Annotated in this window: 11 protein-coding genes; 3 read left to right on the top strand and 8 right to left on the bottom strand. The window is 63.1% G+C overall.

Translation table 11 applies throughout. The annotated features are described in order from the left end of the window. Positions 1-90: 90 nt before the first annotated feature. From DXZ77_RS11760 to cobO, 4 genes are read right to left on the bottom strand one after another with little or no spacing between them, the layout of a single operon-like run. Complete coding sequence (locus DXZ77_RS11760) at positions 91-297, bottom strand: hypothetical protein (protein WP_084440825.1); 207 nt, start codon at positions 295-297, stop codon at positions 91-93. Next, positions 294-1,364, bottom strand: a complete 1,071-nt coding sequence (gene cobC / locus DXZ77_RS05985) for an Rv2231c family histidinol phosphate aminotransferase CobC (RefSeq protein ID WP_220181602.1) — start codon at positions 1,362-1,364, stop codon at positions 294-296. Before cobC ends, DXZ77_RS11760 begins: the two co-directional genes overlap by 4 nt. Beyond that, on the bottom strand, positions 1,361-2,746 hold the full coding sequence (locus tag DXZ77_RS05990) for a cobyrinic acid a,c-diamide synthase CobB (protein ID WP_258553314.1): 1,386 nt from the start codon (positions 2,744-2,746) through the stop codon (positions 1,361-1,363). Before DXZ77_RS05990 ends, cobC begins: the two co-directional genes overlap by 4 nt. A gap of 20 nt (positions 2,747-2,766) precedes the next feature. Beyond that, on the bottom strand, positions 2,767-3,597 hold the full coding sequence (gene cobO, locus DXZ77_RS05995; protein WP_220181603.1) for a cob(I)yrinic acid a,c-diamide adenosyltransferase: 831 nt from the start codon (positions 3,595-3,597) through the stop codon (positions 2,767-2,769). Here cobO and DXZ77_RS12405 point away from each other — a divergent pair. The 3 genes from DXZ77_RS12405 to DXZ77_RS06010 are packed head-to-tail and all read left to right on the top strand — an operon-like array spanning position 3,596 to position 7,147. Continuing rightward, positions 3,596-4,882, top strand: a complete 1,287-nt coding sequence (locus DXZ77_RS12405) for a ferredoxin-like domain-containing protein (RefSeq protein WP_115030713.1) — start codon at positions 3,596-3,598, stop codon at positions 4,880-4,882. The genes cobO and DXZ77_RS12405 overlap by 2 nt on opposite strands. Continuing rightward, entirely contained in the window at positions 4,879-5,523 is a 645-nt protein-coding gene (locus DXZ77_RS06005) for a precorrin-8X methylmutase (RefSeq protein ID WP_115030715.1), read from the top strand. The genes DXZ77_RS12405 and DXZ77_RS06005 overlap by 4 nt, the downstream gene beginning before the upstream one ends. 49 nt (positions 5,524-5,572) lie before the next feature. After that, positions 5,573-7,147, top strand: a complete 1,575-nt coding sequence (locus DXZ77_RS06010; RefSeq protein ID WP_115030717.1) for a precorrin-2 C(20)-methyltransferase — start codon at positions 5,573-5,575, stop codon at positions 7,145-7,147. Positions 7,148-7,172: 25 nt separating this feature from the next. On the opposite strand, the gene cobM is transcribed toward DXZ77_RS06010, so the two are convergent. The 4 genes from cobM to DXZ77_RS06030 all read right to left on the bottom strand — a co-directional run bounded on the left by cobM (position 7,173) and on the right by DXZ77_RS06030 (position 12,466). Then, positions 7,173-7,961: a precorrin-4 C(11)-methyltransferase gene (gene cobM / locus DXZ77_RS06015; protein ID WP_115030719.1), complete on the bottom strand. Its 789-nt coding sequence runs from the start codon at positions 7,959-7,961 to the stop codon at positions 7,173-7,175. A gap of 28 nt (positions 7,962-7,989) precedes the next feature. Next, the gene (locus DXZ77_RS06020) at positions 7,990-9,459 is read right to left on the bottom strand and encodes a cobalt-precorrin-6A reductase (RefSeq protein ID WP_115030720.1); all 1,470 of its coding nucleotides are present in this window, start codon (positions 9,457-9,459) and stop codon (positions 7,990-7,992) included. Then, a complete protein-coding gene (gene cbiE / locus DXZ77_RS06025; protein WP_115030721.1) occupies positions 9,456-10,763 on the bottom strand; it encodes a precorrin-6y C5,15-methyltransferase (decarboxylating) subunit CbiE in 1,308 nt (435 codons plus the stop codon). The genes DXZ77_RS06020 and cbiE overlap by 4 nt, the downstream gene beginning before the upstream one ends. A gap of 230 nt (positions 10,764-10,993) precedes the next feature. After that, positions 10,994-12,466, bottom strand: a complete 1,473-nt coding sequence (locus DXZ77_RS06030) for a peptidoglycan-binding domain-containing protein (protein ID WP_115030722.1) — start codon at positions 12,464-12,466, stop codon at positions 10,994-10,996. Positions 12,467-12,595 lie beyond the last annotated feature (129 nt).

The raw sequence follows: 12,595 nt of genomic DNA on the forward strand, positions 1-12,595 counted from the left end.
CCACTGGGCACGCCACCTGCCAACACACCTGTGAAGGGCTGTTTTCCTCACCAAGGGAAAACAGCCCTTCACACATATGCACCACCAACATCACTCCTGCTCAAGCGACATCGGCCCATACACAACCTCACCCCCACACAACAACGACACCGACACCACCCCCAACTCCGTCAACCCCAACCACGACTCCCCCAACCACGCCTCCGCATCCTCCCGCGACTCAAACGGCACCTCAGCATCAGCAACCCGCACCTGAGCGCCACCATCATCAAACGCTTTCCACACCCAATCACTCATAAACCCACCCTAGACCCACCCCTGAGCCCCAACCCATCAACCTGCTCAAACAACACCTCACGCTCCCGAGCCCCCCGCACAGCAATCCGCAACCACTGCGGACCCAACCCCGGAAACGTATCCCCACGCCTCAACCCCACCCCTCGCTGCCGCAACACCTCACGCACCCACACCGCCCGCTGATGCCGCACCAACACAAACGGCCCAGCAGCCCCCGAAACCACATCAAACCCACGCTGCTGCAACCCCTGCACCAACACCTCACGATCCCGCACCACCCGCTCAGCCACCCCCGCCGCAAACTCCTCCCCCTGCCGCGAACACACCGCACGCATCGCCGCCAACGCCGGAACATTCACCGACCACGGCGACTGCACCTGCCGCAACTGCTCCACCAACCCCGGCTCAGCCACCACAAACCCAGCCCGAACACCCGCCAACCCAAACGTCTTCGTCAAACTCCGCAACACCACCAACCCCTGCGTGCGTGCAGCATCCACCAACAACGACTCCGACCCCCGCACCCCACCAACACCGACCGCAACATCCATAAACGCCTCATCCACCACCACCACACGCCCCGGCCTCAACAAACTCAACACCTCACCACGCGGATGCAACACCGACGTCGGATTAGTCGGATTCCCCACCACCACCACATCAGCACCCTCATCCACCTTCCCCGCACGCAGCACAAACCCATCCTCAGCATCCAACAGATGCCGCACCACCTGATGCCCCGCACCCCCCAACGCCGCCTCCGGCTCAGTGAACTGCGGATGCACCACACACGCCCGCTGCCACGACCGCAGCCGCGCCACCAACCCAAACGCCTCCGCCACCCCATTCACCAACAACACACACCCCGGATCAACCCCCACATGCTCAGCCACCACCCGTCGCGTCGGAAACTCATCCGGATACGCAGCCACCCCACCCAAAGACTCCCGCAACGCCTCGGCCACAAACAACGGAGGCTCCCCCACCGCAACATTCACCGCAAAATCCCAACACACCCCCCGCGCCTCCACATCACCGTGATGACGCAAATCCACCCCCTCAATCACCGCACACCACCCCGCCATGCACACGCTTGCGCCACCAAACGAGCCGCGAACTGCGGCGCACCAGCCCAATGCGTGTGCAAATACCCCGCCACCACATTTCCCGACACCACACCATCAACCTCGACCCGATCAGCATGATCACGCAACACCCATGCCCCCGGAACCACGCCCGCATCCGGGGCTGGCGCCACCCGCGTGCGATGGAACACATGCCCCGTCACACGATCACCAGCAGCAGACAACACCGAGTCACAATCAGCCACAGCCTGCCGATACCCCAACACCAACCGCGGATGCATCGAGGCAATCAACGGCAATACACCCGTCATCTGCGTGCCATCCAACTCCTGCGCCAAATAAAGCATCCCCGCGCACTCAGCCACCACCGGAGCCCCCGAAGCTGCAAACCTGCGCACCGCATCCAACATCGACCGGTTCGCCCCCAACGCCGAGGCATACACCTCTGGGAAACCACCCTGAATCACCAACGCATCAGCCTCAGGTAACTCTCTATCCCGCAGCGGATCAAACGACACCACCTGCGCCCCCGCAGCCTCCAACAACTCCACATTCTCTGCATACCCAAACGTGAACGCAGCCCCACCAGCCACAGCAACACGCACCCCACTACCAGTAGAAACACCCCCAACAGAGGCCAATGCAGCCCCAGGAGACCACACCTGACCCTCCAGCTCAGGCGCAGACTTAGCCACCTCCACAATCGCATCAAGATCCAAATGCTGCTGCGCCATACACGCCAACGCATCCACCGCAGCCAACGCCTCCGGACGCCGCTCCGCCGCCGGAATTAACCCCAAATGCCGACTCGGCACCACAATGTCCGGCAACCGCGGAATACACCCCACCACCGGAACACCCACCCCAAGCACCGCAGCCCGCGCCTCCGCCTCATGACGCGGCGAAGCCACATTATTAAGAATGACCCCCGCCACCCTCACCTGCGAATCAAACGAAGCAAAACCATGCACCACCGCCCCCACACTGCGCGACGCCGACGCACAATTCACCACCAAAATCACCGGAGTCTGAGTCAACTTCGCCACATGCGCCGACGAAGCAAACCCCTCCCTACCCAACGCGCCATCAAACAACCCCATAACACCCTCAATCACCGCCACATCAGCCACCGACGGCGACAACGCACCATGCAACAACAACGGCACAATCCGATCCACACCCACCATGTGCGCATCCAAATTCCGCCCCACCCGAGCACACGCAGCCTCGTGATACCCCGGATCGATGTAATCAGGCCCCACCTTGTGTGGAGAAACCACCAACCCACGACGATGCAACGCCGCCAACAACCCCGTAGTGATCATCGTCTTGCCACTACCAGAAGCAGGCGCCGCAATCAGCACACGCGGCAAACTATGAGTCCTCACCATTCGATCCCGCGCTGCCCCTTCTGACCAACATCAAATGGATGCTTCACCTTCGTCATCTCCGTCACTAAATCTGCCGCATCCACCAACACAGCCGGCGCCCTGCGCCCCGTCACAACCACATGCTGTTTACCAGGACGCCCCCGCAACGTCTCCACCACCTCATCGACATCCACCCATCCCCAATCCAGCGGATACGTGAACTCATCCAGCACATAAAAATCGTGCTGCTCCTGCCCCAACCGCCGAGCAACCTCCACCCACCCCTGCCGCGCAACCTCAGCCTGCTCCACCTCAACATCACCACTATTGGAACGCGTCCACGACCACCCCGACCCCATCTTGTGCCACTCAACCGGCGCCCCCACCGCCGGATCCTCCTCATTCAGCTGCCCCAACCGCCGTAACACCGCCTCCTCACCCACCTTCCACTTCGGCGACTTCACAAACTGAAACACCACCACCGACAAACCTGCATTCCACGCCCGCAACGCCATCCCAAACGCAGCCGTGGACTTCCCCTTCCCCTCCCCCGTATTCACAGCCAAAACCGCGCGATCCCGCCGCTCACGCGTAGTTAACCCATCATCAGGAACACAACTCGGAACACCACGAACCACAACAACCTCCTCAACAACAACCCAACAACAACCAAAATAGCCCCCACCCCACACTCCCCCAGAACCAGACCAAACACCGCCACACCCAGGCAACGAACACAACACCCCCCACCCCTGTGAAAGAGAACACCCCCACAGCACCACCTGCGCCTTAACACACAACCAACCAATAACTAAACCCCCCTCCCCGAGTAGGGTTTTTTCCATGACCGCGCCCACCACCCCCACCGGCGACCGCTGCCCCGGCGCACTCCGCCTCCACCACGCCGCCGACGGCGACCTCGCCCGCATCCGCATCCCCGGCGGACTCCTCACTCCCCAAGCCACCCGCACCCTCGCCCACCTAGCCACCACCCTCGGCGACGGCCACATCCGCCTCACTGCCCGCGGCAACGCCGAAATCCGTGGCATCCCCACCGGATCCGAAACCGACATCGCCACCTGCCTCACCACCGCCGGGCTCCTGCCCTCCCCCGCCCACGAACGCATCCGCAACATCGTCACCACCCCCACCGCTGGGCTCGACGAACACGGAAACACCACCGGAACAACCCTCACCAACCTCCTCCACACCCTCGACAACGCCCTCATCAGCGACCCCGAACTCGCGCAACTGAGCGGACGATTCCTCTTCGGCATCGACGACGGTCGCGGCGATACCCTCGCCCTCGAACCCGACCTAGCCCTCACCGCCAACAACAACGACCACTGGACCATCACCGCCGCCGGCACCCCCCTGGGAGTCACCCACCGCACCAACGCCCCCACCGCACTCACCCTGGCCGCACACACCCACCTAGCCACCGCACACACCCACAACCAACGCGGCTGGCGCCTCACCGACCACCCCAACACCCCCGCCCTCATCGCCAACATCCGCAACACCATCAGCCACCTCCTCACCCACCACACCCCCCACACCCCCGCCCCGCACACCACCCCACCACCCCTAGGACTCATCCCCCACCCCACCAACACCACCTGCACCATCGCCACCCGACTTCCCCTAGCCGCAGCTCCCGCCGAAACCTGGCAACACTTCGCCGACCTCGCCGAACACGGCGACAACCTCATCCGCACCAGCCCAGCCCGCACCATCCTCATCGCCAACCTCACTCACCACCACGCAACAACCGCACTCACCCACCTATCCACCCTCGGACTCATCAGCGACCCCCACGCACCCCTAGCCCACGTCACCACATGCACTGGCCTACCCGGCTGCACCTCAGCCCTCGCCGACGTCCAATACGCAGCAGTCACCCACCACACCCCCAGTAACAACAACACCCCCGTGCACTGGTCAGCCTGCCCACGACGCTGCGGCCGCCCAACCACCAACCACGTCCAAGTCCTCGCCACCGAAACCGGATGGACCACCGCCCTAGTCAACACCGACACCCCTGGACACCCCGCCACCAACCAACACCCCGTCACCGACGAGAATCTCACTACCGACATCACCAACCGACGACAGGAAATCACCCCATGACCACTCCCAAAACTCCCTACACCTACGAAACCAACGGCGCCAACATCTACCGCGAATCCTTCGCCACAATCCGCGCCGAAACCGACCTCACCCACCTCACCCCCGAGGAAGAACGCGTCGCCGTCCGCATGATCCACTCCTGCGGATCCACCGACCTCATCAATGACATCATCTTCTCCCCCAACGCCGCCCACGAAGGCATCACCGCCCTCAACAACGGTGCCCCCATCCTCACCGACACCCACATGGTCGCCAGCGGCATCACCCGCCGCCGTCTGCCCGCCAACAACGACATCATCTGCACCCTCCACGACGAACGCGTCCCCGAACTGGCCGCCACCCTCGAAACCACCCGCACCGCCGCAGGCATCCACCTATGGGGCGAACGCATTGACGGCGCAGTCATCGCCATCGGCAACGCCCCCACCGCACTCTTCCACCTCCTCAACCTCCTCCACACCAACCCCTGGCGTCCTGCCCTCATCCTGGGCATCCCCGTCGGATTCGTCGGCGCCATCGAGTCCAAAGAAGCCCTCCACAACGACCCCCTCAACCCCCCCCACATCATCGTCCGCGGCCGCCGCGGCGGCAGCGCCATCACCTGCGGCGCCCTCAACGCCCTCGCCAGCAGCGCCGAATAACCCACCACCCCAAACCGACACCCCTACCTCCACCGCAGAAAGACATCACATGAACCAGGCCGCCCCCGGAAAACTCATCGGCGTAGGAGTAGGCCCCGGCGACCCCGAACTACTCACCATCAAAGCCGCCCGGGCCATCGAAAACGCCGACGTTATCGCCTACCACGAAGCCAAACCAGGCTCTTCCAACGCCCGCGCCACCGCCGCAGACCATATCCACTCCCACCACATCGAACTCCCCCTCACCTACCCCATCACAACCGGAACCACCAGCCACCCCGGCGGATACACCGGGGCAATCAACGACTTCTACACCGAAGCCACCCACCTCATCGCCACCCACCTCGACGCTGGCCGCACAGTCGCCGTCCTCGCCGAAGGAGACCCTTTCCTCTATAGCTCCTTCCAACACCTACACGAACGCCTGGCACACACCTACCCCACCCAGGTCATCCCCGGCATCAGCTCCATAACAGCTGTAGCCACCGCCCTTGGACGCCCCCTCGTCGAAGCCACCGAAACGCTCACCATCCTGCCCGGAACCCTACCCACTGATGAGCTGGCCGCTCGCCTAGCCACCGCCGACTGCGCAGTCATCATGAAACTGGGTCGCACCTTCACCTCCGTGCGTCAAGCCCTCACCACAGCCGGGCGCCTTAACGAGGCTTGGTACGTCGAACGCGTCAGCCATGACGAACGCGAAGTCGTCACGCCTCTAGCAGACGTCAACCCCGACAATGTTCCCTACTTCTCTCTAGCTGTCATTCCCAGCCGTGTCGGAGCAGCCGAATGGATGCCTGTACCCGCACCTCCCAGTCAGAAAGAAAGCTCTTGTATCGGGTACGTGGATGTCTGCGGCTTAGGGCCTGCCGGAGCAATGTGGCGCTCCCCTCAAGTCACAGCAGCGCTAGCCCAAGCCACTGACATCATCGGTTACACCACATATGTCAAACGCGTCCCAGAACGCCCTGGTCTTACCCGACATCTATCTGACAATAAAGTTGAGCTAGAGCGCGCAGAATTCGCTCTGGACCTCGCACTACGTGGCCACCGCGTAGCCGTCGTCTCTTCAGGTGACGCAGGTATCTTCGCGATGGCTACCGCTGTTCTCGAGGCAGCTGATCAAGAACGCTATCGCCACATCCCTGTGCGGGTTCTGCCTGGAATCACTGCTGCTGCGGCTGTGGCTGCAAGTGTCGGTGCTCCCATTGGCCACGACTTCGCGACCATCTCATTGTCTGACCGGCTCAAACCGTTTGAGGTGATCCGTGAGCGAGTCCGAGCAGCTGCGCAAACGGACCTTGTTATTGCTCTCTACAACCCCGCAAGCAAAGAACGCACCTGGCAGCTGCGCTCCATTATCGATGACCTACGTACTTTCCGAGCCGAAACAACCCCCGTCGTTGTTGCCCGCGCGGTGGGCTCTGAGTCTGAAAAAGTCACAGTCACAACATTGGGCGACCTTGACCCAGACACCGTAGACATGCGCACCGCACTCATTATTGGATCAAACCAGACACGTTTGAGCACGCGTATAGCCCCTGGGGGCAGGAGCACCGGCGCAGCGTGTGAAGACGGCACTCAGCGCGTGCTCTGGACTCCCCGCACTTATCCGCAACAGTGACATGGCGGGGCTGCCCAGGTGGGCTTTACCGAGGCAGCCCCGCTATGGGGGCGGGGACTCCTTCGGCGCGTCGTTCAGCAGCACACGCCATTGAGTACAAGTGGCTGTCTGGGAATTCTTTAGCGCTGAGGGCTTGTCCGACCAGGATTACTGCTGTTCGGCGGATGCCAGCTTCTTTTGTTGCGGCAGCGATGTTGTCCAGTTGGCCGCGCAACACAATTTCATCGGGTCGGCTAGCGAGGGCAACGACGGCGGCGGGGCAATCTGGCCCGTAGTTGGGAAGCAATTCAGCGACGACATCGTCGATGTGCGCGGTGGCTAGGTGCAGGACAAGAAGGGCTCGGCTTGCCCCTAGAGTGGCGAGGTTCTCCCCTGGTGGCATGGCGGTGGCGCTGCGTGAGATGCGGGTGAGAATGACGGTTTGACCAACTTCGGGCACAGTGAGTTCGTGTCCGAGGGTGGCGGCTGCTGCTGCGAAGGCCGGGACACCGGGAGTCATTGTGTAGTCGATGCCGACAGCTTGGAGTCGTCGGATTTGCTCGGCAACTGCGGAGTAGATGGATAGGTCACCGGAGGCTAGGCGGGCAACATCGTGGCCTTCGCTGTGCGCTTTTTGGCACTCGTTGATGATGCCTTCGAGGTCGAGGGTGGAGGTGTCGATAAGTCGAGCGCCATCAGGGCAGTGTTCGAGGAGTTCTTTGGGGATAAGGGTTCCTGCATAGAGGCAGACGGGGCTGTTTTGGATGATGCGTAGGCCGCGGAGGGTGATGAAGTCGGCGGCGCCGGGGCCTGCTCCGATGAAGTGGACAGTCATGGTGGTCCTTTCGTGAGGGGGTGTGAGGTTATGGGGTGATACGGCCGATGGCGATGGTGCTGGATCCGTGTGAGTGATTGGCGATGTGTTTGGGGATGATGAGGCGGGCTCCGGTGGCTAGGACTGCGGCTTCTGCGACGGAGGGGGTGCCGGTGAGGTCTGCGACGTGAGGGTTGGGGTTAGGGGTGTCGTGTTGGGCGAGGGTGTGGGGGTCGTAGACCTTGACGCCGATTTCGTGGCGGTGGTTTTTTTCGAGGTGTTCGAGTAGGAGTGCGGTTTCGGTGAGGAGTCCGTATTTTCCGTTGCGGTCGATGCTAACGAGGGTGGCGATGGCGCCGGAGGCCAGGAGGTTGGCTGACATGATTTCGCGTAGGTGTTTGAGGATGTCGCGGGCGTTGATGCTGCTGCCACCACCGACGCCGATGATGAGGCTGGGCGGGGTGAGGATGAGGGTGGGGGTGTCGGTGCCGAATTGCATGGCGGCGAGGGGGTCCATGTCGGTGACGATGAGTCGTGCTGCGATGTGTTGATGGTTGGTGGCGAGGGTGTCGCCGAGTGGGGGTAGGGGCCAGTTGGTGGGGTTGTCGAGATCTACTGGTTGGTGGTTGTCCAGGGCGTGGGCAACGTCGTCGAGGGCGCCGGTCCAGGGCCATCGGAGTTGGTGGATGGTATGTGCGGTGGAGCTGTGTGTGTTGGTGGTTGTTGTGGGGGTGGGGGGTTGTTGGTGGGTGGTGGGGCGGGCGTTGATGCGGGCGAGCCAGAGGAGGGCTTCGGGGAGGGATTCGGCAATATCTATGTCGTCGGGGAGGGTGGGGCGTTGGATCATGATGACGGGGATGCCGGCGTTGCGGGCTGCTTGGAGTTTGGGGGCGGTGGCGGCGCCTCCGGAGTTTTTGGTGACGAGGACGTCGATGTGGTGGTTGTTGATGAGGGTGGTTTCGCCCTCGAGGGTGTAGGGGCCGCGGTCGAGGATGAGTTCGTGGCTGGTGGGGAGAGGTTCGGTGGGGGGTTCGATGGTGCGGATGAGGCAGTGCGCTTTGACGTGTGTGAATGCGGCGAGGTCGCGGCGTCCGGTGGTGATGAGGGCGCGGGTGCCGAGTGTGTCGATGTGTTGGGCGGCGTCGGTGGGGGTGGTTGCGGTGTGCCAGTTGTCGCCGGGGTGGGGATCCCATTGGGGGCGTTGGAGGCGTAGGTAGGGGATTTCGTGTCCGGGGATGGCGGTGCGGGCTGCGGTGATGGTGTTGGTGGTGATGGTGTTGGCGAAGGGGTGGGTTGCGTCGATGATGGCGCTGATTCCGTTTTCGCGTAGCCAGGTGGCCATGTTTTCGGGACCGCCGAATCCTCCGGTGCGGGTGTCGCCGGGAAGGTTGTGGGTGGTGTGGGTGCGGCCGGCGAGTGAGTTGGTGATGTGCCAGCCGGGGAATGCGTCGGCGAGTTCGTTTGCGAGGAGACGGGATTCGGTGGTTCCGCCGAGGAGGAGGAGGTGGGGGGTGCTCATCGGGTTGTTCCTTCGTTGATGAGGTGGGGTTTGCGTGCTCGCCATTGGGTGACGGGGCGCGCTGGGGTCCATGAGGTGTAGGTGCCGATGGGTTGTGCGCGGCTGATTTGTATGTGGCCTAGTTCGCCGCCCCAGGTGGTGTGGGCGTTGATGAGGCGGTTTTCGGTTTCGATGGTGACTGCATTGGCGACGATGCGGCCTCCGGGTGGGAGGGCGTTCCAGCATGTTTCGAGGAGTTGGGGGGTGGTTGCGCCGCCGCCGATGAAGATGGCGTTGGGTTGGGGTAGGTCGTGGAGTGCTTCGGGTGCATGGCCGGTGATGGTTTGCAGGGTGGTGTTGACGCCGAGGTTGTGGGCGTTAGTGGTGATGTTGGCGGTGCGGTCGGGGCGGGTTTCGATGGAGATGGCGTGGGTGGTGGGGTGGGTTAGGCACCATTCGAGGGCAATGGTTCCGGTGCCGCTGCCGATGTCCCAGAGGAGTTCGTGGGGGCGTGGGGCCAGGGCGGCGAGGGTGATGGCTCGGGTTTCCCATTTGGTGAGTTGGCCGTCGGTGGTGAAGGTTTCGTCGGGTAGGCCTGGGACGAGTCCGGGGTGGCGTGGGTTGGGGTTGGTGGTGGGGGTGTTGGTGTTGATGGCGGCGATGGCGAGGGTGGGCAGGTTGGTGTGGTGGGTGGTCCAGGCGGTGGCGGTGGCGGTGGTGTGGGTTTCTTTGGGGGTACCTAGGTCGCTGAGGAGGGTGAGTTCAGCGTTGTGGTAGCCGTGGTTGGTGAGGTGTTTTGCCAGGTCGATGATGGTGGTGCCGCGTGGAATGAGTGTGAGGATGCGGGTATTGGGGTGTAGGTGGCGGTTGAGGGTGTGGGTGTCGCGGCCGACGGTGGTGATGATGGTGACGGTTTCGGCGGGCCATTGCATGCGGGCGCAGGCTAGTGCCATGGATGAGGTGGTGGGGATGGTGGTGAGGGGGTAGTGGGTGCCGGTGTCGTGGGTTTCGTGGGTGAGTTCTTCGGTGAGGGCGTGGCCGATGCCGTAGTGCCAGGGGTCGCCGCTGGCGAGGATGGCGAGGTTGTTGTTGGGGGCGTGTTGGCGGATGAGGGGGCGGATAGAGGGGCGTAGGGGTTTTCCCCAGGGGATGTGTTGGGCGGTGATGGTGGCGGGGAGGAGGTCGAGTTGGCGGGGGGCACCGATGATGGTGGTGGCTGTGTGGAGGGTGTGCTGTGCGTGGGGGGTGAGGCTGTCCCATCCGTCGGCGCCGATTCCGATGAGGGTGATGGGGTGTGTGTTGTGTTGATGGCTTGTGGTGTCCATGACTATTCCTTGACCTAATACGTACCGACCCCATCCGTATGTTGGGTGGGAATCTGGTGATAGGTCCGTAGAGTTGTTTGTGGTTGGCCAACCTCCCCCCCGGTTGGACGACCTTCGATGGCCCCGGTCCCCCCCACCGGGGCCATCGTATTTTTTTGCGTGTGTGTCAGTGGTGTGTGGTGTGGGGTGGTGTTCGGGTGGGTGGTTACGTGTTTGACCTTACCTGGGGTTTAGAGGCGTATGAATGCCTTCCAGGTTGTGGGGTCGGTGATACCGGTTTGGGGGGTGCGGAGTTTCTTTTGGGTGGTGGTGAGGGCGTTGCGGGTTGCGGGGCCGAAGATGCCGTCGGCGGGGATGCGTAGGAGGGTTTGGAGTGCTTTGACGGCGGGGCCGCGTGAGCCTGGGCGCAGGGTGGTACCTGTGTATGGGAGCCAGGGGTAGCGGTTGAGTTCGGCGCGGTTCCAGGTTTTGAGGTTGGTGGTGCCGGTGGCGGGGAGTTTCCACTTTTTTTGGAGGGTTTTGACTGCGTTGGTGGTGCGTGGGTCGTATGTGCTGGTGGTGGGGATGCGTAGGAGGGTTTGGAGTGCTTTGACGGCGGGGCCGCGTGAGCCTGGGCGCAGGGTGGTGGTGCGGTAGGCGGTGGCGGGGGTGGTGATGGTGCTGGGGGTTTGGCTGGGCGAGGGTGAGGGTGCTGGCGTTGGTGCCGGAGCTGGAGTGGGTGTGGTGGTGAGTGAGCTGGGGTCTAGGGCGGCCCAAGTGGATTGGTCTAGGACTCCAGTGATGGGAATTGAGGTGCGTTTTTGGTAGGCGATGATGGCGTTGCGGGTTGCGTAACCGAATTTGCCGTCGGCGGTGATGCCGAGGAGTTTTTGGGCTTCAGTGATTTGGGGGCTGGTGTTGCCGGGGACCCAGGTGGTTTTGGTGGTGCTGGGCCCGGGGGTTGGGGTTGGGCAGGGGGTGGTGCGTTTGCCGGTATAGAGGAGGGCCCAGGGGTTTCCTGTGGTTGCTCGGCAAGGGCCTAAGTCCAGGCTGGTGATGGCGGTTCCGGTCCACCAGCTGGTGCGCCGGTTGGCTCCGTCCCAGGTGAGGGAGATGTGGATGTGGTCGGTGTGGGGGTTTGGTCCGGTGTAGGTGGCCCAGCCGCGTTCGGGGGCGTATGCGCGCCACATGGTGGCATTCCAGATGATGTATTGGATGCCTAGGCGGCGGGCGTTTTCGCCGTTGTTGGCGGTGAGCCAGGTGGCTGCGGTGTCGCCGATGGTTTTTTGGGTGGGGTTGGTGGCATCGAGCATCCAGTCCAGGGCGCGTCCGTCGTAGTGTTCGCTGGTTCCGCCTTCGGAGCAGAAGCGGGAGTAGCCGACGTAGCCGGTTTTGTAGGTGTTGACCAGGAGGTTGCCTAGGGCGAGGGTTCCTGGGCGGTCGATGGGATCGCAGGAGATTTGGGGGATGTAGCTGGGTTGAATGTCGATGGTGGTTGGGAGGGGGGCGGAACTGGTTGGGTTGGTGATTTGGGTGTTTTTTGTGGTGGTGATGGGGGTGTGTGCGCTGGTGGGGGTGTGTGCGCTGGTGGGGGTGTGTGGTGGTGGCATGGGGGTGCCTGCATAGGTGTCGGGGTTGCCGGTGTGGTCGCCGTGGGTGGCGGTGGCGGGGATGGGGGTGGTGATGAGGGCGGCGGCTAGGGCTAGGGCGAGTGTGGTGCGCATGATTCTCCGGGCGGGCGGGCGTCTCGCTCGGGTGTTCAGGACGAGGCGCGGCGGGCAGTGGTGTCCGCCTATCGGCTGCGCTGGGGGGTGTGTGAGGGGTGGTGGGGGTGCAGGAGGGCCGGCACTGAT

The sequence above is a fragment of the Dermatophilus congolensis genome, from assembly GCF_900447215.1.
Taxonomy (GTDB): domain Bacteria; phylum Actinomycetota; class Actinomycetes; order Actinomycetales; family Dermatophilaceae; genus Dermatophilus; species Dermatophilus congolensis_A.

Bases quoted from the DNA above. Each gene is read 5' to 3' on its own strand.
- DXZ77_RS11760 (WP_084440825.1), bottom strand. From the start codon at position 297: ATGAGTGATTGGGTGTGGAAAGCGTTTGATGATGGTGGCGCTCAGGTG.
- DXZ77_RS12405 (WP_115030713.1), top strand. From the start codon at position 3,596: ATGACCGCGCCCACCACCCCCACCGGCGACCGCTGCCCCGGCGCACTC.
- cobO (WP_220181603.1), bottom strand. From the start codon at position 3,597: ATGGAAAAAACCCTACTCGGGGAGGGGGGTTTAGTTATTGGTTGGTTG.
- DXZ77_RS06005 (WP_115030715.1), top strand. From the start codon at position 4,879: ATGACCACTCCCAAAACTCCCTACACCTACGAAACCAACGGCGCCAAC.
- DXZ77_RS06010 (WP_115030717.1), top strand. From the start codon at position 5,573: ATGAACCAGGCCGCCCCCGGAAAACTCATCGGCGTAGGAGTAGGCCCC.
- cobM (WP_115030719.1), bottom strand. From the start codon at position 7,961: ATGACTGTCCACTTCATCGGAGCAGGCCCCGGCGCCGCCGACTTCATC.
- DXZ77_RS06020 (WP_115030720.1), bottom strand. From the start codon at position 9,459: ATGAGCACCCCCCACCTCCTCCTCCTCGGCGGAACCACCGAATCCCGT.
- cbiE (WP_115030721.1), bottom strand. From the start codon at position 10,763: ATGGACACCACAAGCCATCAACACAACACACACCCCATCACCCTCATC.
- DXZ77_RS06030 (WP_115030722.1), bottom strand. From the start codon at position 12,466: ATGCGCACCACACTCGCCCTAGCCCTAGCCGCCGCCCTCATCACCACC.